This window comes from Kribbella sp. CWNU-51, assembly GCF_054073265.1.
On the sequence record NZ_JBSXMZ010000004.1, the window covers coordinates 1106375 to 1129276 of the forward strand.

A 22902-nucleotide genomic window follows, 5' to 3' on the forward strand; every position below is an offset into this window, starting at 1 on the left:
CCACGCTATCTCGCGGTGGTGTACAGCTTCTCCAGGTACGACGGCTGCCATTGGGGACCGCGGTTGTACAGGCGGCGTACCAGACCGTGTACGTCGAGGCGCGGCTCGATCGGGTTGTCCCACCAGTCCGGGACCTGGTCGTACCACCGGTCGATCCGCAGGGTCCGGCCGGCCGCGTCGATGCGGGCGAACAACCAACCGCCCACGTCGCTCTGCGCCTCGGTCTGCCAAAGGTCACCGAGCAGACCGCTCAGCTTGTCCATCGCGAACTCCGGGTCGTCCACATCCGGCGGCTCCAGGTCGAACCGGTACGACGGGGCGCTCGGGTCCAGCACCTGAATCTGGATGGTGAACCCGGACGGCACGATCGCGGTCCTCGCCCGGCACCACGCATGCAGCGCCTTCACAGCGTCCGACTCCTGCGGCCGCGGCCGAGGCCGCTCGACCTCGGAGCGCATAGCCTCCTCGATCGACCCCGGCGGAGGGGCGATCCGGGGCCCGTCCGCCCCCACCAGCCCCAACCCGGGAATAGACATCCGAGCCACGACATGCGCAGCCGACTCCCCACGCGTCCCGTGTGGCGCGCCGTTCCGCTCATCCCCGTTGTGCTCATCCGCCTCCGTCGCCTCATCCGCGAACCCGTTGACCGCGGGAAAGGATCCAGTCGGCCAGTCATCACCGATCACGGGCACGAAGCCAGTCGGCTCGTCATCCTCATCTGCCGCAAACCCAGCCGACGCCTCGGCGCCCGCGTGCTCCGCTGCCCCCGAGTCCTCTGCCCAGCCGGCCCGCGCGACATCCGTCGTGCGCTCGAGGTGACTTGCCAGGTCATCCTCCCGCGACAACTCCGACCCGCCACCGTCCACCCAGTCGCCGTCCGCCACCTGCGTCATGCGCTCAAGGCGACTCGCCGCGTCAACCTCCCGCGACGACTCCGACCCGCCACCGTCCACCCAGTCGCCGTGCGCCACCTGCGTCGTGCGCTCCGGCCGGTGCGTCGAGTCCTGCTGCGGCGAGTGCGGGTCGGCGTCCGGCCATTGCCCGTGCGCTACGTGGTCAGTGGGCTCTGGGCGTGGGGCTTGGTCTGGCTCTCGGTCCGGCCAGGGGGCTGGCTCGGGCTCGGGGCGTGGTCCTGGCTCGGGCTCGGGTTGTGGGACCGGTTCTGGGTCCGGCCAGGGCTGGGGCTCTGGGTTCGGGTTCGGTTGCGGCTCTGGTTGAGGGTCGGGGCCTGGGATTGGGTCCGGGGTTGGGCCGGGGGTCGGATGCGGGTGAGGCTCCGGTCCTGGGGTGGGCGGTGCGGGGTACGGGTCGGGGCCTGGGGTGGGTGTGGGGTATGGGTCGGGGGCTGGGATCGGTTCGGGGCTCGGTGGAGCGGGCTCGGGCCAGGGGGCTGGGTGGGGCTCGGGTTGCGGCCAGGGCTCCGGGTGCGGTTGGGGCTGGGGCCATGGCTGGGGTTGAGGGTGAGGCTCGACCTGAGCTTTAGCCGCTGGAGCCGGTACGTCGTAGCCCTGCTCCTCGTCGTCTTCGCCCACCACGTTGAACCGGAGCCCCGGGCGCACACCGCCCGCCAACCCGTCCCCGGCTGCCCGGTAGGTCTCCTCAGCTGGTGCGGACCCGTGATGCTCGTCCGCGGCTGTGAGTGCTTGATGCTCGTCGGCTGCCGCAGATGCTTCATGCGCCTGCGCTGTCGCATGTGCTCGATGTGCCTCCGCTGCTGCGGGAGCTTGGTGCGCCTCCGCGGCTGTGGGTGCTTGAGGCTGCTGCGCTGCAGTAGGTACTTGATGCTCGCCCGCAACTGTCTCGGTGGAGTCGGCCGGGACTGCGGAGATCTCGGCAGTCTGGTCGTCGGCGTAGTCGGCTTCCGCGGACGAACCCGAGAAACGTGCGGCTGGGGCGGCGGGGTCGGCGGTCCGGGGCGAGAAACGGGCGTCCGGAGCGGGCTCAGCAGCAGGGTCTGCGTGGGGGGCCGAGAAGAAGGGTGAGGCGGAAGTGGACGGGGCCGAGAGGCGGTCGCCTGCGGCGGACTGGGCTGCGAGGTCGGTCTGACTGCCTGCCGGAGTGCCGGGTGCCGTCGAACGGTCGCCTAGACGTCCAGCGGACTGCGCGTCAGTCATCGTCGGACCGGCGGCCGCAGCGCCGGGTGCTGAGGACGGAGCACCTAGGCGACCGGTGGGCTGTGCCTCGGTCTCTATCGGACGGGCGGCCGGAGTGCCGGGCGCTGAGGATGGGTCGCCTAGACGGGCAGCGGGCTGCGCGCCGGTGTCCGTCGGACGGTCGGCGGGCCGTGCCTCGAGGGCCGTCGGATGAGCAGCGGGCCGTGTCTGGGGTTCTGTGCGACGGGCGGCTGGAGTGCCGGGCGCTGTTGACGGGTCGCTCGGGTGGGCGGCAGGGGTTGAGGGGTGGTCTGTTGGGTGGAGGGTGTCGGGGTGGGTGGGTGCAGTGGTCGTGGGCTCCGGGTGTGGGACCGGGGCGAACGGGGACGGGCCGGTGAAGGAGGACGGTTCTTCTTCGGCTGGGTCTGTGTCCAGGACAGCGGCGATCTCGGCGGTGGGGGCGTCGTCGTCTTCGAGATCGGCGGCAGCGGATGTTGGAGCGAACGGGGAGTCGGCCGGCGCTGAGTCAGCTGATCCGCTGGGGGCGGACGGCGAGGCGGTCGACGGCGAATCCGCTGGCGTGATGAACGGGGTATCGGCCGTGGGGGCGTCGGCTGGATGGGTCTGGGCGAACGGGGACCCGACCGGCTCGGGGCCGGCGGGGGCGAACGGGGACTCCGCGGACGGGCGCTCGGGCGGTTGGAGGTAGGGGGTGTCGGCCGTGGGTGCGTCCGCTGGATGGGTCTGGGCGAACGGGGATCCAGCCTGCGCGGGATTGGCGGGGGCGAACGGGGACCCCGCGGACGGACGCTCGGGCGGTTGGAGGTAGGGGGTGTCGGCCGTGGGGGCGTCGAAGGGTGAGGGGGGTGGCGGAGAGTTCGGGGGTGGGGTGTTGGGGCGGTGGGTGGTGGGGTCTTCTACCCATTCGCCGTTGATCCAGGCGCCGCCTACCCAGTCTCGGTGGGGGTCGGTGGGGGGTTCGTCGGCGAAGGGCTTGTACTCGCTGGTGGCGTCTTGGTCGGACCAGGCCGGTTGTTCGGCGGTTTCCCAGTCTTGTTCGTCGGCGGCGGGGGTGTCTTGGTAGCCGGCCGCGGCGGGGGCGTCGGCGAAGAGGCTGGCGTAGAAGTCGTCGCCCTCGTGGACACCGCCGCCGACGCGGGGCGGCTCGGAGGATGGGAGGGGTGAGTCGTACGCCGAACGCATGGGGAGGCCGGTGCCTGCCATGCCGTCCGGCAGGTAGGTGCCGGGCGCGGGACCTCCCCGGGGAGGGACGTCGGGCGGGTAAGCGCCCGCCTCGCTCGGGAAGTCGGCGTCGGACTCGGTGGCGTCGTCGTGTTTGCGGCGGCGGAGCCAGCCTTGTTTCTTGGCCGTGACGCCGTACTCCTCTTGACGGGCGGGCGCCTCGTCACGCGCAGGAGCCTCGTCATGGACAGGAGCCGGGTCACGGGCGGCAGGCGCCTCGTCATAGGAAGCCGGCGTCATCCGGGGTGGCGGGTCGTCGATCGGCTGGCCCGTGAACGGGCTGATGCCAGGTGGGACGACGAACGACTCTTCCTCGTCGTCGCCCGGCCCGCTGTCGGATGCTCCAATCACGACATCCTCAACGACCGAGACCTCGGCAGTGTCAGGTTCGTCGGAGAAACTTTCCGATTCCGCAAAGTTCCGGGTGAAGTCCTCCCCCGCGACCACCCCGGCGGGCAGGTCGGGCTGCACCGGCGAGCGCGGGTCGATCTCGAAGCGATCGAAGAAGGACTGCAAGGCGCCGGCGGTGACACCCGAAGCACCCACGCTCCGGATCAGCTGCACCCCGAAAGGCCGCAGTTCGTCGAGCCCGCCGAGGTAGTCAGCCCACTCCGCGACCCACTCGATCATCTCGTCCGCGGCCGCCTCGTCCGAGGTGACCCACTGGCCGATCGGCGCGAACCCGTCCTCCACCGGTTGCCACGGATCCCCCGGGTACGACGCCCGCGCCCACGTCCCGTTGAACGCGCCGTACACGAACCCCAGCTCGCCCGCGGCCATCCGCTGCCGCACCTCGGGCTGCCCGATCCAGTCCGGCGACCCGGCCAGCAGGTCGGCGCCCGCGGTCTGGCTGTGCTGCGTGTGGAACCCGAACAGCACCGCCCGCCCGTCCTCGAGCCGCAGCATCCGCAGCACCGACGCGGTCTCGTCCTGATGGTGATACCCGTCGGCGTCGGCGTACCACCGCCGGTCGAAGCCCGTGGCATGGGCGACCGCGGCGAGTGCGGTCCAGCGGGCGCGCAGCTCCTCCGGGTCGTCCAGGTCAACGAGCGGCATCAGGTCTCCAGCGCATTGGAATGCCAGAACGCTACCCGAGCCCACCCCCGGTCACCACTTCGCTGTCATGGGGCCTCCCGGCCTGGGCTGAGGAGCGCAGGGAGCGAAGCGACTGGAGCGACGAGGGAAGGGCGGAGTTACAGCCCCATGACACGCCGCGCCGGAGGCGTGGCATCAGTACTGTCCACAGGCTCGAGTATGGCGACGCATTCGATGTGATGCGTCATCCCGAACAGGTCGAACGCCCGCAGCGACGCGATCCCGTACCCGAGCCGCCCGAACGTCTTCAGATCCCGCGCCAGCGCCGCCGGGTCACACGCCACGTACGCCACTCGGCGCGGTCCCAGCGCCGCGATCCGCCGTACGACGTCCTTCCCGGCCCCCGTCCGCGGCGGGTCCAGCACGACCAGATCGACATGCTCCAGCCCTTTCCCGGCGGCCGTGTTCAGCACCCGATCCACATCGCCGGTCTCCAGCGTCACGTCCGGCAGGTCATGCAGATTCCGCCGCGCGTTCCGTACGGCGTCCTTGTCCCCTTCGATCGCCAGCACCGGGCACCCGGCCTCAGCCAGAAACGCCGCAAACAGCCCAACGCCGGAGTAGAGATCCAGCGCCGTCTCCCCCGCCATCGGCTCGAGCCCGCTCATGACAGCGTCCACCAGCGTCGACGGAGCCGCCGGGTGCACCTGCCAGAACCCATCGGCCTCCACCCGGAACCGCCGGCCCCGCACCACCTCGACAACCCGTCCACCGGGCACCTCGTCCGTCTGTACGGCGGTCTTGCCCTCGGACGACACCACAGCCTGCACGGACGACACACCGGGCCACCGATCACTCAGTACGTCGGGAGTCCCCGGGTGAGCGATCAGACACCGGTCGATCGGGACCAGGTCGTGCGAGCGGTGCGCGTACATCCCCGGTCGCCCGTCGACCACGGCGTACCGCATCCGGGTCCGCCAGCCGAGGCCGTCGTCGCCTGGGGACTCCATCACGATCGTGCGCTCGATACCGCCGATGCGCCGGAGCGTGTCCGACACCACGGTCGCCTTCAGCCGTCGCTGCTCCACGATGTTGGCGTGCTGGAAGTCACAGCCGCCACACAGTCCGGGCCCGGCGTACGGGCAGGGCGGTTCGATCCGTTGCGGTGACGGCGTCAGCACCTGGACGGCGTCCGCCCGCAGGTACTTCGCGTTCTGCTCGGTGATGCGAGCGTGGACCAGCTCACCCGGCAACGCGTGCCGGACGAACACCACCTGCCCCTCGTGCCGGGCCACACAGTGGCCCCCGTGCGCGACTGGGCCTACTTCCAGCTCGACTACCGTCCCGACGATGTCCTCGTCTGTCACCGATCTCCTGACGCCTTGCGGGCCCCACGCCGTACCTGGCCGGCCACCCGTTCCACCCGATCCTGCCGCTCCTCCGCGTCACTCGCCGAGATCAGCTGGTAAGGAACCGACGTAACCATGACACCAGGTGTGAACAAGAGCCGCCCCTTGAGCCGCAGGGCGCTCTGGTTGTGCAGGATGTGCTCCCACCAGTGGCCGACGACGTACTCCGGGATGTAGACCATCACCACGTCCCGCGGCGACTGCCGCCGGATGTCGCGTACGTACTGCAGGATCGGCCGGGTGATCTCCCGGTACGGCGAGGCCAGCCGCTTCAGCGGGATCGGGATGCCCCGGGCGTCCCACTCGGCCTGGAGCGCGTCCGACTCGTCCCGGTCGACGTCGACCGTGACCGCCTCGAGCATGTAGGGCCGGGCCGTCTTCGCGAACGCCAGCGCCCGCAGGGTCGGCTTGTGCAACTTGGACACCAGCACGATCGCGTGCACCCGGGACGGCAGCATCAGCGGCTCGTCCCCCTCGGCCGCCGTCTGCCGGCGCACGGTGTCGTAGTGGCGGTGGATCCCCTTCATCAGCACGTACAACCCGGCCATCGCGAGGATCGCGATGTACGCGCCATGGACGAACTTGGTCAGCAGCACGATCACCAGCACGATCCCGGTCATGGTCAGGCCGATCGCGTTGATCACCCGGGAGCGGATCATCTGCCGCCGCTTGGCGGCGTCGGTCTCGGTCTTCAGGTGCCGGGTCCAGTGCCGGATCATGCCGAACTGGCTGAGCGTGAAGCTGACGAACACGCCGACGATGTAGAGCTGAATCAGCTTGGTGACCTGGGCGTCGAAGGCGATGATCAGGCCGATCGCGCACAGCGCCAGCAGGATGATGCCGTTGCTGTAGGCGAGCCGGTCGCCGCGGGTGTGCAACTGCCGCGGCAGGTACCCGTCCCGGGCGAGGATCGAGCCGAGCACCGGGAAGCCGTTGAACGCCGTGTTCGCGGCCAGCACCAGGATCAGCATCGTCGCGCCGATCACCAGGTAGAAGCCGGGGGTGAAGTTCGAGAACACCGAGTCGCCGATCTGGCCGATCACGGTCTTCTGGGTGTAGGACTCGCCGACCGGCTGGCCGTTCTCGTACAGCTGGGTCGCGGGATCCTCGGCGTACCGGAGCTGGATCTTGGAGGCGAGGAACAGGATGCTCATCAGCATCGTGACCGCGATCGTGCCGAGCAGCAGCAGCGTCGTCGCGGCGTTCTTGCTCTTGGGCTTGCGGAACGCCGGTACGCCGTTGCTGATCGCCTCGACACCGGTCAGCGCGGCACACCCGGACGAGAACGCCCTGGCCAGCAGGAAGACCGCGGCCAATCCGGAGAAGATCTCATGACCGGGTTCGGGCCGGACCTCGAAGCCGGCGCTCTCGGCCAGCGGCAGGTTCCCGGCGCTCAGCCGGATCAGGCCCCAGATCGCCATCCCGATGATCGACAGCATGAAGATGTACGTCGGGATCGCGAAGATCGCCCCCGACTCGCGGACCCCGCGCAGGTTCATCGCGGTCAGCAGCAGCACCAGCCCGACCGCCAGCGGCACCTCGTGGCCGGAGAGGAACGGCAGCGCAGACTTCGCGTTCTGCACACCCGACGAGATCGACACCGCCACCGTCAGTACGTAGTCGACCATCAGCGCGCTGGCCACGGTCAGGCCGGCCGACGGCCCGATGTTCACCGTGGCGACCTCGTAGTCACCGCCGCCGGACGGGTAGGCGTGCACGTTCTGCCGGTACGACGCGACCACGACCAGCATCACGAACGCGACCAGCAGGCCGATCTTCCACGAGTAGCTGTACGCCGCCAGGCCGGCGATCGACAGCGTCAGGAAGATCTCGTCGGGGGCGTAGGCCACCGACGACAGGGCGTCGCTGGCGAACACCGGGAGAGCGATGCGCTTCGGCAGCAGCGTCTCGCCCAGCTGGGTGCTGCGCAGTTTGCGACCGAGCAGCAGCCGTTTGCCGATATCGCCGAGAGCGGGAGTCACACCGGTGATGTTAGAGGGCTCCGGTCACGTGTCAGACACGACCTCAGTTCCGGTGTAGCGTCTATCCCTGCCGAACCGACCCAGCGGCCCCAGGCGGGGCAGGGAGTGATCAGCGAGTGCACGTCGTCATCATGGGCTGCGGCCGCGTCGGGTCGACGCTGGCGCGGGGCCTGGAGAAGCGGAGCCATACGGTCGCGATCATCGACCAGTCGGCCGACGCCTTCCGCCGGCTGAGCCCGAACTTCACCGGCCGCACCATCGTCGGGATGGGCTTCGACCGCGAGGTGCTGATCGAGGCCGGGATCGAGCAGGCGGAGGCGTTCGCCGCCGTCTCGAACGGCGACAACTCCAACATCCTGGCCGCCCGGGTGGCCCGGGAGAACTTCGGGATCAGCAACGTGGTGGCCCGGATCTACGACCCCGGCCGCGCCGAGGTGTACCAGCGGCTCGGCATCCCGACCGTCGGCACCGTGCGCTGGACCGTCGACCAGATGATGCGCCGGCTGCTGCCGGAGGGCTCCGAGCCGGAGTGGCGCGACCCGTCCGGGACGGTCCGGCTGGCCGAGGTGCACGTGCACACCGAGTGGGTCGGCCGGCTCGCGCTCGACATCGAGAAGGCCACCGGTGCCCGGGTCGCGTTCCTGACCCGGCTCGGCGAGGGCCTGCTGCCGCGGGCCGACACGGTCATCCAGGAAGGCGACCTGGTCCACGTCGTGATGCTGGAGCGGGACGTCGCGGCGGTCGAGTCCCAACTCGGCACCAAGCCTGAGGAGCTGTGATGCGGGTAGCCATCGCCGGAGCCGGGAACGTCGGTCGGTCGATCGCCGCCGAGTTGCTGGAGAACGGCCACGAGGTCCTGCTGATCGACAAGGACCCGCGGGCGATCAAGGCCGAGTCGGTGCCGCGGGCCGAGTGGCTGCTGGCCGACGCGTGCGAGCTGTCCTCCCTGGAGGAGGCCGCCCTGCAGCGTTGCCAGGTGGCGATCGCCAGCACCGGTGACGACAAGGTGAACCTGGTCGTCTCGCTGCTCGCCAAGACCGAGTTCGGCGTTCCCCGGACCGTTGCCCGGGTCAACCATCCGCGCAACGAGTGGATGTTCAACGAGGCCTGGGGTGTCGACGTGTCGGTGTCCACCCCGCGGATCATGTCCGCGCTGGTGGAGGAAGCGGTCTCGGTCGGCGATCTGGTCCGGCTGTTCACCTTCCGCCAGGGCGATGCGAACCTGGTCGAGCTGACCCTGCCCGAGGACTCCCCGATGATCGGTCAGCGGGTCGGCGACATCGACTGGCCGCTGGACACCGCGCTGGTGGTCATCCTGCGCGAGGGCCGCGTCCTGCGGCCGGACCCGGAAGGCACGCTCGAGCTCAACGACGAACTGCTGTTCGTCGCCGCGGACGAGACCGAGGAGCAGCTCGAGGACATGCTCTCCCCGCACCACCGCCACGCGGCCGAGTAAGACCGCTTACTTCTTGTTGCCCCGGAGCAGGTGGGTCACGTGGTCACGCGCCTCGTCCCACTTCTCCGGCGGCAGTGAGCCGCGCAGTACGGCGTACGCGAGCCAGAGCGCGAGCGCGTAGAACGGGAGTCCGAGGCCGATCTTCGCGATGCCGAGCGCGTTCAGGCTGCCGGTGAAGTACAGCGGCACCTGGACGATCAGCCGGACCGCGAAGAGGCCGACGAACACCAGCGTGGCCCGGGAGAAACCCCTCAGCATCGCGGGGTCCTTGCGCCAGGCCGTGCCGGTCTGGGTGATCACGCCGTACAGCACGCCGAACAGCGGCCAGCGGACGAGCACGGTGATCAGGTACAGAGCGCCGTACCCCAGGTTGGTCAGCAGGCCGGGGACGTAGACGTCCTTGGCGTTGCCGGTGCGGTTCGCGACCCAGGCGGAGATCAGGACGCCGACGAAACCGCCGAAGACGTTGCGAAGCGGCTGCCGGCGGATGAGGCGCAGTAGGGCGACCGCGGCACCGCACGCGACCGCGACGATCAGCGCGACCTGCAGGTTGTGGTCGGTGGCCGCGTAGACGATCAGGAACGCGATCCACGGCAGCCCGATGTCGAGCAGCGCACCCCAGCCGCCGAGCGCCTGGAAGAAGTCCTTGTCGGTGCTCGGCGCGGGCTTGTCCTTCGCTTCGGCCGGCGGTGTGGTCGCGGCAGCTTCCACTTCCGGCTTCAGGATGTCGACCAGCTTCTCTTCCAGGTTCTCTTCGACCTGGTCGCGGCGCGGCGTCGGCTCAGCCATGGGCGGCCGTCGGGCGGAGTTCGTAGCGCGGGTTGAACATCACCCGGTCGCCGTCGACGACACCGATCCGCCCAGAGGCGATCAGTTCCGAGCCGGGATGGATCCCGGCGATCTTGCGCCGGCCGAGCCAGATCAGCTTGACCGTGCCGGTGCCGTCGTACAACTCGCCCTCCAAGGCCGGTACGCCGCCGCGCGGGCTGAACGTGATCGTGCGCAGCGTGCCGTACAGCGTGACCATTTCGCGATCGTGGCAGCCGGTGATCGACCGCGCACCACAGTCCTGCGCGAAGTCCTGGAGGACCTCGGCGTCCTGCTGGTCGCGGTCTCCGGCCAGCCCACGGAAGGCACGCCGCCACAGCCCCGCGGGTTTCTCACTACCCATGCGATCGAGTGTAGTCCGTCAGGCCTCTTCGTCAGGAGCCGGCTGAGCGCCCGGCGGCAGCTGCAACGGCAGCGACTCGCGGACCGCCATCGGCTCGGCGCCGCGGACCACGATGACGTTGCGCAGCGTCTCTTCCATCGGTGCCGCGGCATCCGGCTCGACAGCGGCCCGGCCGAGCACCGTCGCCCGGAGCAGCCAGCGCGGACCGTCCACGCCGACGACCCGCGAGGTCTGGCTGAAGATCTGTCCGTCCGGGTCCTCGACCGGCACGACCAGCACGAGCTCGGTGCCGAACGTGCCCTCGGTCTCGGTCGCCGTACCGCCCATCCGGCTGGCCTCGGCGGCGATCTCGCGCCGGACCTCGGTCCAGATGCCGGTCTTCTTCGGTGCCGCGAACGCCCGCAGCTCGAGCGCGGAGTCCTCGAGCACCAGCAGGATCGCCTGCACCTGGCCGGTCTGCTCGTCGACCTGCAGCCGCAGCTCCATCCCGGGCATGCCGGTGATCACCAGCGCGCCCAGGTCGATCCGGTCCTCCGCCTCCAGGACCGACGGGTCGACCTCGCTGGAGTCGAACGGACCCTCGGCGCGGGGTTCCGCCGTCTCCTCGACGGATGCGTCCGTCTCGGTCGTCTCGGGGTCTTCGTTCTTGGCCTTGCGGCGGAAGATCATTCTGTTTCCTTATGGTGTCGGTACAAGCCCGCCGTAGTTTCGCGCATCCGTCAGGTCAACGGGTGCACCTGGTCCGCTCAGCGTGTCACATCACCGAAACCGCCGGTCGAGCCGTGTCCGCCTTCGCCGCGGGCCGAACCGGGCAGCGAGGTCACCTCGACGAACCGCGCCTTCTCCACCTGCTGGATGATCAACTGTGCGATCCGGTCGCCACGTCGCAGCGTCACCTCGGCGCGCGGGTCGAGGTTGATCAGGCACACCTTGATCTCGCCACGGTAGCCCGCATCCACAGTGCCGGGTGCGTTCACGAGCGTCACCCCGTGCTTCGCGGCCAGTCCGGAGCGCGGGTGCACGAAGGCGGCGTACCCGTCCTGCAGGGCGATGGCGATCCCGGTGCCGACCAGGCCACGCTCGCCGGGCTTGAGAGTGATGTCGCTCGTCGCCACCAGGTCCGCGCCGGCGTCGCCGGGATGCGCGTACGCCGGGAGCGGGACGTCGGGGTCGAGTCGCTGGATGAGAACCTCGGTCACGAGAGGCGACCTTACCGATGAGTCTGCACCGCCCTCATGCCAGGCTGGTCCTTGTGGGTACCTATCGCGAGAAGCTGAGCGTGCCGGTGTCGTGGTGGATCATCGCCGTCGTCGCGACAGCCACGCTCTTCGTCATCACCTATGTACCGGTCGGGTCGTTCGGCGGCGTCTTCGTCGGCGGCACCGCCGCGGTCCTGCTGGTGCTCTTCTTCCTCCAGTACGGCGCTGCGCGGGTCGAGGTGGACGGCGAGCGGCTCCGGGCCGGCCGGGCCGTGATCGAACGGGCGCATCTGGGCACGGTCGAGGCACTGACCGGCGACGACGCGCGGCGCGCGTTCGGGCGGGAGTGCGACCCGAAGGCGTACCTGCTGCTCCGCCCGTATGTGCGGAGCGCGGTCCGGGTCCAGATCACCGATCCGCGCGACCCGGCGCCGTACTGGGTGATCGCCACGCGGCACCCGGACCGCTTGGCGGCAGCCCTGAGGGGCAACAGCGTGGCAAGATCCTGAGTGTCGGGGACTTGCGTTAGGAGGCTGCTGTGGTCGGAGCGAAGATCGGCTGGAAGCTGGTGCTGGCGGCGTTTACGCTGGTGGTGGGTCTAGTCGTGAACAAGGCCGTCAGTACGGCCTGGAAGATCGGTTCGGGCGGGAAGCCGCCGAAGGCCGGTGAGGGCGGGTACGCCGAGGTAGTCAGCTGGGCGGTGGCGAGTGGAGCCGCCGCGGCGGCGGCCAAACTGTTCGCCGAGCGGCGGGCGGCGGAGTACTGGCTGAAGTCGACCGGCTACGCGCCGCCGGGGTACGAGCAGGACGGGACCAAGGGCCTGGTCAAGGACACGGACACCGGTCTGGTGAAGAAGCAGGACTGACTTGAGACAGCGCGGGACCGTCCCCGAGGATCTGGGGACGGTCCCGTGCTGGTCAAGGCGAAGAAGGGCGCTGGTGTCAGGCAGCGCAGTCGCGGCAGATCAACTGCCCGTTCTTCGTCTCCGCGAGCTGACTGCGGTGGTGAACCAGGAAGCAGCTCGAACAGGTGAACTCGTCGGCCTGGCGCGGGAGGACCCGCACCGCCAGCTCTTCGTGGCTCAGGTCGGCGCCGGGCAGCTCGAAGCTCTCCGCGGCCTCGGCCTCGTCCTCGTCGACCTTGCCGGAGTTCTTGTCGTGACGGCGAGTCTTCAGTTCCTCGATCGACTCTTCGGATGCGTCCTCGTCCGTCTTGCGCGGGGCGTCGTAATCAGTCGCCATGGTGTTTCCCTGCCCTCTTCGTACCCGTGGTGTTGCCTGCTGAGCCCTTGAACAGGTAAAGCGGCCGAGAAATTCCGCGCATGAGCACCACGCTGAACCTTCGTCCCCCGAAACCCTTGACAGCCAGGCCGGGACCGGCAACAAACCGTTCCCGAGGACGGGATTGTGCCCTATGAAGGGCCCTTCACGCGCGTCGGGGTCCAGGTTCTGACCCGCGTGTCGCAAAAATGTCATGACCGAACACGAGAATGCTCGTTAATGCTCAGTACTGCGCAGAAACGAACACTCAGAGACGGTTACGCACGCAAGGGGTTCGCGGCGGCGAGCAGGTCGTGGAGCGGCCCGAACAGCGCCGGACTGGCCGCGATCGACATCTCCGGTGAGACCGGGGCACCGTTCAGCCCGCCCGTGGTCGCGCCGGCCTCGGCCGCGATCAGCGCACCCGCTCCGTAGTCCCACGGATTCAGACCGCGTTCGAAGACCGCGTCGAGCCGGCCGCACGCGACGTAGCACAGATCGATCGCGCCGACCCCGATCCGGCGAATGTCGCGGACCTTGGTGATCACGTGCTGGATCACCTCGGCCTGGACCTGCCGGCGGGCCGGGTCGTACCCGAACCCGGTCCCGACCAGGGCGGTGCTCAGCTCGGTGCACCCCGACACCCGGATCGGCTGACCGTCCGCGAACGCACCACCGCCCTTGGTCGCGGTGAACACCTCGCCCCGGGGTGCGTCCACGACCACACCGGCGACCGTCTCCCCGTCGTACTCGACCGCGATCGAGACGGCGTACGTCGGGAGGTCGTAGAGGTAGTTGACCGTGCCGTCGATCGGGTCGACCACCCAGCGGACGCCGCTGGTACCGGCCACGTCGTCGCCCTCCTCACCGAGGAACGAGTCGTCCGGGCGGGCCTTCAGGACCCGGGCCCGGATCAGCTCCTCGGACTCGCGGTCGACCGCGGTGACGACGTCGGTGACGGTGCTCTTGGTGTCCGCGACCGTGATCGTGCCGCGGCGGCGTTCGACGATCAGCCGGGCCGCCTCCTCCGCCACCTCCACGGCCAGCTTGAGGAGGTCTTGCGGGCTTTCGGCGGTCATACGGCTTCCTTAAAGGTCGGACGGCGCAAAGGTGGGCAGCAGTCGTGGCGGCAGTCGTCCCAGGCCGGGCCGAGCTTGCCGACACACGGGCGGACCGGTTGCTCACCGCGCTCGGCCGCGGCCCGCTCGACGACCAGGTCGCGCAGCATCGTGACGAACCGCGGGTCGGTCCCGGGCGTCGCGGCCCGGGCCATCGGCAGGCCCAGCTTCTCGGCCGTCCGGGCGGCCTCGGTGTCGAGGTCGTAGATGACCTCCATGTGGTCGCTCACGAACCCGATCGGTACGACGGCGACGCCCGGCACACCCTCGGCCGCGAGGGTCTCCAGGTGGTCGTTCACGTCCGGCTCGAGCCACGGCATCTGCGGCGGCCCGGACCGCGAGCAGTAGACCAGGTCGGTCCGCCGGGTCCGCCCGGTACGGCGCTCGAGCTCCGCGCTGATCTCCGCGGCTACATCCAGGTGCCAGTCGACGTACCCGTTGCCGTCCGGGCCGCTGGTCGCGTTCATCGTGGTCGGGATCGAGTGCGTCACATAGGCGATCGCCGACCCCTCGGGCAGCCGGCTCAGCGCCTCGGCGGTCGACTCGACGAACGAGCCGACGAAGCCGGGGTGGTTCGCGTAGTGCCGGAGCTTGTCGATCCGCGGCGCGTCCGGGACCTCACGGGCCGCGTCCTCGAGGTTCTCCCGGTACTGCCGGCAGCCGGAGTACGACGGGTAGGCGGCGGTCACGATCACCACCGCGCGACGGATCCCGTCGGCGGCCATCTCGCGCAGCGTGTCGGTCAGGTACGGCGTCCAGTTGCGGTTGCCCCAGTAGATCGGCAGGTCGAGGCCGATCTCGTCGAACGACTCCCGCAGCGCCGTCAGCAGCGCGCGGTTCTGGTCGTTGATCGGGCTCTTCCCGCCGAACGCGTAGTAGTGCTCCCCGACCTGCTTCAACCGCTCGTCCGGGATGCCGCGGCCGCGCGTCACGTTCTGCAGGAAGGGCAACACGTCCGCGGGCTTCTCGGGACCGCCGAAGGACAGCAGGAGGACGGCGTCGTACGGCGCGGCGGCGGGCGACTGGGGCAGCGGCATATTCCGAGTTTCTCAGACCGGCAACAGTTAGGGTGTTGCCGGTCCCTCATGCTCAAGCCCTACGTCCACCTCATGCGCCGTCCCGGTGCCAGTGCGTTCTTCACTGCCGGGATCCTCGGGCGTATGCCGATCTCGATGATCGGCCTCGGCATCGTCATCCTGATCGCGCGCGAGAGCGGCTCGTACGGCCTGGCCGGCGCGGTGTCCGGCGTCGCGGTGATCGCCGGCGCGCTGACCGGCCCGATCCAGGGCCGGCTGGTCGACCGCTTCGGCCAGCGGACGCTGCTGCTGATCGGTTCGGTCCTCTGCACGATCGCTCTCGGGGCACTCCTCGTCGCAGTGCGTGCCGACGCGCCCGTCTGGGTGCTGTACGCCGTCTCGTTCGTTGCCGGTGGCACCCGTCCGCAGGTCGGCTCGTTCGTCCGCGCCCGCTGGACCCATCTGCTCGGCCGCGGGCGGGCTCTGCAGACCGCGTTCGCCCTCGAGGCGGTCGGCGACGAGGTCGTCTTCATCGTCGGTCCGGTCCTCGTCACCACGCTCGCCACCCAGATCAGCCCGTACGCCGCCCTGGCCGCGGCGGGGGTGTTGGGACTGGCCGGCGGGATCTGGCTGGCGTCGCTGCGTGCCTCCGACCCGCCCGGCCGCGGTAGGTCCGACGGTGCCGAGCAGGCGCCACTCCCCTGGCTCTCGCTGATGCTGCTCAGCCTCATCGGTCTCGGGCTCGGCGCGACTCTCGGCGGCGTCGAGGTGGTCACGATCGCGTTCACCACCGAGATGGGGCAGGCCGGGCTGTCCGGCGTCGTACTGGCCGTGTGGGCATTCGGCAGCCTGCTGGCCGGTCTCTGGTACGGCTCGGTCCACTGGCGCGCTCCGGTCGAGCGGCGGCTGCTGTTCGGCACGATCCTGCTCGCCGTCAGCCTGGCCCCGCTCCCCTGGGTCAACAGTGTGCTGCTCGTCGGTGTGGTGCTGTTCTTCTGCGGCTTCACCATCGCGCCTACGATGGTCGCCCTCACCGCCTGCGTCGAGGAGTGGGTCCCGCCCCAGCGCCTCACCGAGGCGATCACCTGGACCGTCACCGGCATCCTCCTGGGGGTAGCCCCAGGCAACGCGGCCTCCGGCCACGCAGTAGACGTTTGGGGCCCCTCCACCGCCTACTGGGTCCCCTTCTCCATCGGCATCGTCTGCGCCCTGGTCGCCGCGCTCGCCACCACCTTCGCCCGCCCCAAGACTCGCTTCGCCCACAATTAGGCTTGCATCTCCTCTTACGGGAGATGTGAGGGTGTCGGCATGGACCACTCGATCGGTGAGTTGGCGCGGCTCGGTGGTGTGACGGTGAAGACCGTGCGGTTCTACTCCGACCACGGGCTGCTGCCGTCACGGCGTACCGCTGCTGGTCATCGTCGGTACGGCGCTGACGCGGTGGCGCGGCTCGAGCTCATCCGGACGCTGCGTTCCCTTGGCATCGATCTGCCGACGGTGCGGTCCGTGCTGGAGCGCGAGCGGACGCTGGCCGACGTACTGACCGCGCATGCCGAGGCCGTCGCCCTGCAGATCCGGACGCTGCGCCTCCAGCAGGCGGTGCTGTCGGTGGCCGCCCATCGTCATTCGACCCCGGAGGAGCTCGACCTCATGCATGAACTGACTGCCCAGTCCGAGCGGGAACGCCGTACGTTGATCGCGGACTTCCTCACCTCGACGCTCGGCGACGACCCCGCCTTCGCGGCGATCCGGCAGAACCTGACGCCGGTGCTCCCCGACGACGCCGACGCACAGCAGGTCGAGGCGTGGCTGGAGCTGGCCGCGCTGGTGCAGGACGACGACTTCCGGGCCGCCGTACGACGGATGGCCGTCGGCTACCGTGCTCTGGTCGCGGACGGCCCGCTGCGGCACGATCCGGAGTTCCGCGGGCGGTTGATCGAGCTTCGTCGTATCGAGGCCGGCCCGCGCTGGCCGCGATACCTGGAATTGCTTGCCGTCGTCAACGGCTGGGCCGCGCCGTCACGGATTGCGGGGTAGCGGCGCGTTCCAGCCACGGCGGATCGCGATCAGCCGGATACCGAAGCACGTCACCGCCGCGGCGATCGGCACCCAGAGGGCCTGGTACCCCAAGGCTGCGGCGACGACCACAATGCCGGAGCCGAGGAAAGCCGGCGTGGCGTAGATCTCCGCGCGGAGCACGACGGGAACCCGGCCGCTGAGGATGTCGCGGATCACACCGCCGCCGATGCCGGAGATCGTGCCGATCAGGGTGGCCGCGAGCGGCGACAGGTCGTAGTCGAGGGCCTTCAGCGCGCCGATCACGCAGAACAGCGCGAGACCGGCCGCGTCGAAGATGTTCACCTGCCGCTCCAGCCGGCCGATGCCGGGATGCAGGAAGAACGTGAGCAGCCCGGCCACGACCGGCGCCACCAGGTACCGCCAGTCCTGCAGCGCCGCGGGCGGGGTAGCGCCGAGCAGCACGTCCCGGATGAATCCACCGCCGAGCCCGGTGACGAGCGCGAGCACCAGGATGCCGAACACGTCGAGCTTCTTGCGTACGCCGACCAGCGCGCCGGTGATCCCGAACACAAAGATGCCAACCAGATCAAGCACCTGCAGAACCACGGATCCAGTCACACCCCGCACGCTAAACCACGCGCCTCCGGCGGCCTGTGCGCTCTATCGTCGGTGGACATGAGCGGAGCGCCCGACGTCGACTACACCGCAACCTCGCTGCGTCCGGACTGGAACACGCTTCCATCCGCTCTCCACGAATCCCTAGCCGTTGCCCTAGGCACCGAGATCACCGCGGCCGCTGCCTCGGTGGGCTCTGGCTTCACCGGCGGCTTCGCGGCCCCGATCCAGCTGGCCGACGGCCGCCGCGTCTTCGTGAAGGCCGCCGACGACTCCATGCACGCCTACCACGCGTACCAACGCGAAGCCGAGGTAGTCCCCCAGCTACCAGCGGCGATCCGCGTCCCACCCATCATCACCACCGCCCACGCTGTCGATGGCAGGCGGCGGTGGTTTGCGGTGGTGTCCGAGTGGGTGGAGGGGCGGATGCCGGGGGCGCCGTGGACAGGGGACGACTTCGCGGTGGTGACCGCGATGTGTGAGCGGATCGCGGACGCGATGGAGCCGAGTCCGTTGCAGGGGTTGCACGCCTTCATCCAGGATCTGGAAGGGGACGAGTCGCCGCTGCAGATCCCCGGGCAGATCGTCGCGGGTGAGCGGCCATTGCCGGAGCGGTTGCAGCCGTGGGTGCCCAGGATCCTGCCCGAGCTGGCGGACCTGGTGCAGCTGGCGCCGGACGCGTTCGCGGGAGAGGCTGCGACGCACGGCGACCTGCGGCCGGACAACCTCCTGCTCGACGCGACCGGCACCTGCTGGATCGTCGACTGGAACTGGCTGGCGCTCGGCCCACGCTGGATGGACTGGGTCGGACTGCTTCCGGTCGCGCAGCACCAAGGCATCGACGCAGCCGCCGCCATCCGCAGCAGCCCGCTGACGGCCGACGTACCTCCCGAACACCTCGACTGCTTCGCCGGCGTGATCGCGGCGTACATGATGAGGAACGCCGACGCGCCCCCGCCGCTCGGGTGTACGCCGGCGCTCCGTGAGCATCAGCGGTTCTACGCCTGGACCTTCCTCGACTGGCTCGCCGTACGCCGCGGCTGGTGAGCGCCTACGGTGGAGGTATGACGAAAGGCCCCACTGCCAGGTTCAAGGTCGAGGTGCTGGACGGCGACCGGACATCCCGGCGTGAGGATGTCGTCGTCACCGAGGAACCGCTGGAGCTGCGGCTGGAGTGGCCGGGCCGGCCGCCCGAGCCGCTGGTGGTGACGATGCGGACGCCGGGGTCCGACTTCGAGCTGGCCGCCGGGTTCTGCCTCGGCGAGGGGTTCGCGGTCCGGCCGGACGCGATCCGGACCGTTGCCTACTGCACCGACGTGAAGCTGACCCGGGACCAGCAGTTCAACACCGTCACGGTCACCTTCGACGGACCCCCGGACCGCGAACCACCCCAGCGGTACGGCGTCACGTCGGCCGCGTGCGGTGTCTGCGGCCAGCAGAGCCTCGACGAACTCGCCGAGCGCGAGTACGACCCGGTCGACCCGGTCGAGGTGCCGCTCGACGTCGTACGCCGCCTGCCCGATCTGCTCCGGGATGCCCAGCCGACCTTCAGTCGCACCGGCGGCCTGCATGCGGCCGGCCTGTTCACCACGGACGGCCGCAAGGTTGTCGTGAAGGAGGACGTCGGCCGCCACAACGCCGTCGACAAGGTCGTCGGCTGGACCGTCCTGAACCACCACAGCCGCAAGGGCCTCGTCCTCGCCGTCAGCGGCCGCGCCGGCTACGAGATCATCCAGAAGGCCGTCGCCGCCGGGATCGGCATGATCGTCGCCGTCGGCGCCCCCTCGAGCCTCGCCGTCGACCTAGCCCGCCGCTTCAACATCACCGTGGCCGGGTTCACGCGAGGCGACCGCTGCGTCGTCTACAGCTCCCCCGAGCGCATCCTCGGTGACCGCGTAAGGAGGTAACGGGCAGATCTAAGGGGGTATGCCCAATGTGTGAGTCCCTCCTGCCGCCGCATCGTGGAGGCAGACGGCGATCATCGCCGTGAGGGAGGAATCATGAAGCACAGCTACACCCTCGCCGCGCTGCCGGTGCTGGTCGTCGGAACGATCGTCGCCGGCTCGTCCCAGGCGTCGGCGCGACCAATCGACCCGGACGCCGGCTACCACGACGCCGTCGTGGTCGTCGAGCAGCCGGGACCGATCAAGCAGGTCCCGGTCGACGACTCGCTGACCGAAGCGCTCCAGGTGAGTGCCGGAGCCCTGGGTGGCGCCGGTATGGCCGTGGCCGGCCTCTGGATGTACCGGCGTCGTCATCCGCTCGCTGTTCACTGACGCGCGGGCTCGGGGGGCGGCCCTGGCGGAGGTCGTCCGCCAGGACCGCCGAGCCGCGTCGCCAGGGCAGCAGCCGCCATCCGGCTCGCCGTACCGGTCTTCCGCAGGATGTTGGAGACGTGAGCACTCACGGTCTTGTCGCTGATGACGAGTTCCTTCGCGATCTCGCCGTTCGAGCGGCCGGCGACCAGCAACGCCAGGACCTCTCGCTCTCTCGCGGTCAGCGTCGCCAACGGAGTGGCCGCCTGCTCTTGTACGACGAGAGGCTCCCGCTCACGGAGGCTGATACGCGAACGCCGCGCGAGTGATTCGACCTCGTCCTGCAACGGCTTCGCACCCAGCTCGACGGCGGACCGATGGGCATTCCGCAGTACGGCACCGACGCTGACCGGAGGCCGACCGTCGGCTACCGCCGCTTCCGCACAGCGCCACTGCGAGATCGCCCGATACCAGGGCACACCGGCCGCATCGCACGCCTCGGCAGCGCGCTGCCATCGCTCAACCTGATCCAGGTCATCGCGGCACCGGGCGAGCTCAGCCTGGACCAGCGCCTGGTTCATCAAGTGGAACACCCTGTCCGGCCCGGTCGTGAAGGACTCCCAGGGCCACCCGTTCACCACCTCGTCGGCGGCGGCCACTGCGGCAGCGACGCCGCCGGAGTCGCCGACCTGGCCGTCGCGGGCGGCGACGGCCAGGTCGGCGGCGGTGTGGACGTAGTGCACCAGCAGGGTGTCGTCGTCCTCGCCCGGAGCGGCGCCCGGAAGGGTGAGCCTGGACCGCAGCCAGTCGAGCGCCTCCCGGGTCTTGCCTTCGGCCGCGAGCACCTCGCTGCCGCCGATGGCGAGGGCAGCTCGAATTCCGATGAAGGTCGTGGAGATCAGTTCGCGGGCCCGGTCGAGATGCTGCCGCGCCTCGGGCACCCGGCCCTGGCGGACAGCCAGCGACGCGGCTGTGAGCCGGATGGCGGCTCCGGCGATGCTGTGACTGCGAGCGGCCAGTGCGGGCCGGAGCAGGTCGTCACACGCCTGCCACCGGCCGGAGTCCAGCAATTCGTCAGCTGCCATGAAGGCCAGGAAGTAGGCAAACGGATCCGGGCCAGGCGCCAGCAGTTCGGCCTGGCCGCGCAGGGCTACCTCGGTCGCGTCCTTCCGGCGCCCGAGAGTGTGCAGCGCGTTGGCCTGCCAGACGAAGGCATTCAGCAGATCGAGCATCGACCCGCACGAGCGTGCCAGCGGCTCGGCCCGCTGTGCGTCCGCCAAGGCAAGCAGGGGCGATTCGTCGAGGATGACACTCGATCGCTCGGCGAATGCTTCCGCGAGGGCCCGCTCTGATCCGGCCCGGCCGGCGATCCGTACTGCTTCGTCCGCATGAGCCATGGCTCCGGGCTTACCGCTCCAGCTCTCGGCCGACCCGAGGGCGGACAGTGTCCGCGCCCGCTCAGCGCTGGCCGGGAAGGGAGCTGTGAGGTCGAGCGCCTCGTAGATGTCTGCCAGGACGGCTTCGATCGGCTCCGTCCGGTGCCAGCGCAGGATGCTCCGTTCAACGAGCAGGTTCGCCGCGATCAGCGGATCGCGTTCGCGATCCACCAGACTCAGGCCGGTGTTGAGCTGCTCCAGGGCAGCTTCGTTCCGGCCGACTCGCAGGCACACCTCGCTCGTCTGGAGCGCGAGAGTGGTCCGATCGACCGGGCCACGGACATCCGGCGGGACCTGCTCCCAGAGGGCACACAGTCGCTCCAGCTGGATGGCCTGCTCCGCAGGTGCCCGCAGCCTGGCTGCGTACTGAGCGGCCATGAGGGACCAACGGTACGTGTCAGCGACCCGGCCGGCTTGCTGGCTGTGGACCGCGAGGTCGGCCGCGGCTGCTTCCACCGGGACGGACCGCGCCTCCAGCTCCCGGAGGTAGGTGGCATGGATGAGTGCGGCTTCGTCCCGCGGCAGAGCGTCGTACAGAACCTCGGCGAGCACGGGGTGGCGGAACCAGGGCAGGTCAACCGATCCGGACCGGAGGACGCCGTGCTGCTGGGCTTCACTCACACAGCCGGACAGCGTGGTGGCATCGACTCCATGCTCCGAAGCCACTGCGGCCAGGAGAGGCAACGGGGTTGGACGCCCACCGACGGCGAGTACCCGGACCAGCTGACGCGCCGGCCCGGACAGGCGGTGCCACGCAGCGAGAAGCGCATCCCGGAGGGCCTCCGGAACCGTGGCCGAGAGGCTGGACTCGGCCCCGGACAGCTGCCCGGCGACCAACTCGGTCAGATAGGGGTTGCCATCCGATCTCGCCTGCACCTGAGTGACCAGGTCGATGTCCACAGACCGCCCGAGCAAGTGCGCCAGTTGTACTCCGGTCGCATCCGGGCCGAGCCGGTCGAGGTGGATCTCGTCGAAGGCCGGCGTACGTCGCATGTCCGCCAGCCAACTGTGGAGTGGATGACCCTCGCCGAGGTCCTCGTCGCGGCACGTGGCCAACAGCGTCAGGCGCTGGCCGTGGAAGCAGGTGATCAGGTACGAGAGGACGTCCAGCGAAGACATGTCCGCCCAGTGCAGGTCGTCGATGACCACGACCACGGGATGGCGCTGCGAGATGCGGTCGAGAACCAGATCGATCAACGGGATCAGCCGTACCGTCGCAGACACCCGGGTGGTTCCCAGTGTCGGCAGCAGTGTGCTCAGCTCGTCGGCACCGGCCAGAACCTCCGCCCGTTCCGCCTCGTCCGCATCGGCGAGCCAGTCCTGCAGGAGACCGATGATCGGCGCGTACGGGAGCGATGCGCCACCGAAGTGCACGCACGAACCCCACAGGACCAGCAGTCCCGGATCGTCGCACACGTCTCGAACCAATCGGGTCTTGCCGACTCCAGCCTCGCCGCGGACAACCACCGCGCGCGGTTCCCCCGCCGCCCCGGCCCGCACCACCTGGGCGAGCAGATCCGCCTCGGCATCCCGCCCGGCGAGCCGACCACCAAGCCGCACCCCCACGGCCCTCATCACTTCAGTCTCCACCCGCTGC

General features: G+C 69.8%; 21 protein-coding genes. 9 read left to right on the top strand and 12 right to left on the bottom strand.

Annotation, left to right across the window (positions count from 1 at the left end):
* Positions 1–5: 5 nt before the first annotated feature.
* The 3 genes from ACXC9Q_RS07405 to ACXC9Q_RS07415 form a co-directional block, all read right to left on the bottom strand.
* Positions 6–4391: a hypothetical protein gene (locus tag ACXC9Q_RS07405; protein WP_457055712.1), complete on the bottom strand. Its 4386-nt coding sequence runs from the start codon at positions 4389–4391 to the stop codon at positions 6–8.
* Between the two features lie 137 nt (positions 4392–4528).
* The gene (locus ACXC9Q_RS07410) at positions 4529–5737 is read right to left on the bottom strand and encodes a class I SAM-dependent RNA methyltransferase (RefSeq protein WP_457055713.1); all 1209 of its coding nucleotides are present in this window, start codon (positions 5735–5737) and stop codon (positions 4529–4531) included.
* Positions 5734–7761, bottom strand: a complete 2028-nt coding sequence (locus tag ACXC9Q_RS07415) for an APC family permease (protein WP_457055714.1) — start codon at positions 7759–7761, stop codon at positions 5734–5736. The genes ACXC9Q_RS07410 and ACXC9Q_RS07415 overlap by 4 nt, the downstream gene beginning before the upstream one ends.
* A gap of 116 nt (positions 7762–7877) precedes the next feature.
* On the opposite strand from ACXC9Q_RS07415, the gene ACXC9Q_RS07420 reads away from it, so the two are divergent.
* Positions 7878–8540: a potassium channel family protein gene (locus ACXC9Q_RS07420; protein ID WP_457055715.1), complete on the top strand. Its 663-nt coding sequence runs from the start codon at positions 7878–7880 to the stop codon at positions 8538–8540.
* The gene (locus tag ACXC9Q_RS07425; RefSeq protein ID WP_329478431.1) at positions 8540–9217 is read left to right on the top strand and encodes a potassium channel family protein; all 678 of its coding nucleotides are present in this window, start codon (positions 8540–8542) and stop codon (positions 9215–9217) included. The genes ACXC9Q_RS07420 and ACXC9Q_RS07425 overlap by 1 nt, the downstream gene beginning before the upstream one ends.
* Positions 9218–9223: 6 nt before the next feature.
* Here the strand turns inward: ACXC9Q_RS07425 and ACXC9Q_RS07430 are convergent, their stop codons facing one another.
* The 4 genes from ACXC9Q_RS07430 to dut all read right to left on the bottom strand — a co-directional run bounded on the left by ACXC9Q_RS07430 (position 9224) and on the right by dut (position 11587).
* A complete protein-coding gene (locus ACXC9Q_RS07430) occupies positions 9224–10006 on the bottom strand; it encodes a DUF3159 domain-containing protein (RefSeq protein ID WP_457055716.1) in 783 nt (260 codons plus the stop codon).
* Positions 9999–10388 carry an OB-fold nucleic acid binding domain-containing protein gene (locus ACXC9Q_RS07435; protein WP_328521424.1) on the bottom strand — a complete coding sequence of 130 codons (390 nt, stop codon included), beginning with the start codon at positions 10386–10388 and terminating at the stop codon, positions 9999–10001. Before ACXC9Q_RS07435 ends, ACXC9Q_RS07430 begins: the two co-directional genes overlap by 8 nt.
* Before the next feature lie 18 nt (positions 10389–10406).
* Positions 10407–11057, bottom strand: a complete 651-nt coding sequence (locus tag ACXC9Q_RS07440; RefSeq protein WP_457055717.1) for a DUF3710 domain-containing protein — start codon at positions 11055–11057, stop codon at positions 10407–10409.
* A gap of 77 nt (positions 11058–11134) precedes the next feature.
* Positions 11135–11587 carry a dUTP diphosphatase gene (dut, locus tag ACXC9Q_RS07445; RefSeq protein ID WP_457055718.1) on the bottom strand — a complete coding sequence of 151 codons (453 nt, stop codon included), beginning with the start codon at positions 11585–11587 and terminating at the stop codon, positions 11135–11137.
* A 53-nt stretch (positions 11588–11640) separates the two neighbouring features.
* On the opposite strand from dut, the gene ACXC9Q_RS07450 reads away from it, so the two are divergent.
* Both ACXC9Q_RS07450 and ACXC9Q_RS07455 read left to right on the top strand, forming a co-directional pair.
* Positions 11641–12096, top strand: a complete 456-nt coding sequence (locus ACXC9Q_RS07450; protein ID WP_457055719.1) for a DUF3093 domain-containing protein — start codon at positions 11641–11643, stop codon at positions 12094–12096.
* A 29-nt stretch (positions 12097–12125) separates the two neighbouring features.
* Positions 12126–12452, top strand: coding sequence for a DUF4235 domain-containing protein (locus ACXC9Q_RS07455; RefSeq protein ID WP_457055720.1), 327 nt, complete (start codon positions 12126–12128; stop codon positions 12450–12452).
* A 76-nt stretch (positions 12453–12528) separates the two neighbouring features.
* Here ACXC9Q_RS07455 and ACXC9Q_RS07460 read toward each other — a convergent pair whose 3' ends face one another.
* The 3 genes from ACXC9Q_RS07460 to ACXC9Q_RS07470 all read right to left on the bottom strand — a co-directional run bounded on the left by ACXC9Q_RS07460 (position 12529) and on the right by ACXC9Q_RS07470 (position 15001).
* Positions 12529–12828, bottom strand: coding sequence for a DUF4193 domain-containing protein (locus ACXC9Q_RS07460; RefSeq protein WP_130379292.1), 300 nt, complete (start codon positions 12826–12828; stop codon positions 12529–12531).
* Between the two features lie 296 nt (positions 12829–13124).
* Entirely contained in the window at positions 13125–13925 is an 801-nt protein-coding gene (locus ACXC9Q_RS07465) for an inositol monophosphatase family protein (RefSeq protein WP_457055721.1), read from the bottom strand.
* A complete protein-coding gene (locus ACXC9Q_RS07470; RefSeq protein ID WP_457055722.1) occupies positions 13922–15001 on the bottom strand; it encodes a ferrochelatase in 1080 nt (359 codons plus the stop codon). Before ACXC9Q_RS07470 ends, ACXC9Q_RS07465 begins: the two co-directional genes overlap by 4 nt.
* A gap of 48 nt (positions 15002–15049) precedes the next feature.
* Here ACXC9Q_RS07470 and ACXC9Q_RS07475 point away from each other — a divergent pair, with 48 nt between their 5' ends.
* Together ACXC9Q_RS07475 and ACXC9Q_RS07480 are read left to right on the top strand one after the other, a co-directional pair.
* Positions 15050–16249: an MFS transporter gene (locus ACXC9Q_RS07475; RefSeq protein ID WP_457055723.1), complete on the top strand. Its 1200-nt coding sequence runs from the start codon at positions 15050–15052 to the stop codon at positions 16247–16249.
* 39 nt (positions 16250–16288) lie between these two features.
* The gene (locus ACXC9Q_RS07480; protein ID WP_457055724.1) at positions 16289–17017 is read left to right on the top strand and encodes a MerR family transcriptional regulator; all 729 of its coding nucleotides are present in this window, start codon (positions 16289–16291) and stop codon (positions 17015–17017) included.
* Here ACXC9Q_RS07480 and ACXC9Q_RS07485 read toward each other — a convergent pair.
* A complete protein-coding gene (locus ACXC9Q_RS07485; protein WP_457055725.1) occupies positions 17000–17617 on the bottom strand; it encodes a trimeric intracellular cation channel family protein in 618 nt (205 codons plus the stop codon). The two genes, ACXC9Q_RS07480 and ACXC9Q_RS07485, sit on opposite strands and share 18 nt — an antisense overlap.
* Before the next feature lie 57 nt (positions 17618–17674).
* Here ACXC9Q_RS07485 and ACXC9Q_RS07490 point away from each other — a divergent pair, with 57 nt between their 5' ends.
* The 3 genes from ACXC9Q_RS07490 (at position 17675) to ACXC9Q_RS07500 (ending at position 19890) form a co-directional block, all read left to right on the top strand.
* The gene (locus ACXC9Q_RS07490; RefSeq protein WP_457055726.1) at positions 17675–18661 is read left to right on the top strand and encodes a phosphotransferase family protein; all 987 of its coding nucleotides are present in this window, start codon (positions 17675–17677) and stop codon (positions 18659–18661) included.
* 17 nt (positions 18662–18678) lie between these two features.
* On the top strand, positions 18679–19521 hold the full coding sequence (gene fdhD, locus ACXC9Q_RS07495) for a formate dehydrogenase accessory sulfurtransferase FdhD (RefSeq protein WP_457055727.1): 843 nt from the start codon (positions 18679–18681) through the stop codon (positions 19519–19521).
* A 93-nt stretch (positions 19522–19614) separates the two neighbouring features.
* Positions 19615–19890, top strand: coding sequence for a hypothetical protein (locus ACXC9Q_RS07500; protein WP_457055728.1), 276 nt, complete (start codon positions 19615–19617; stop codon positions 19888–19890).
* Here ACXC9Q_RS07500 and ACXC9Q_RS07505 read toward each other — a convergent pair.
* Complete coding sequence (locus ACXC9Q_RS07505; RefSeq protein ID WP_457055729.1) at positions 19884–22880, bottom strand: helix-turn-helix transcriptional regulator; 2997 nt, start codon at positions 22878–22880, stop codon at positions 19884–19886. The genes ACXC9Q_RS07500 and ACXC9Q_RS07505 overlap by 7 nt on opposite strands.
* Positions 22881–22902 lie beyond the last annotated feature (22 nt).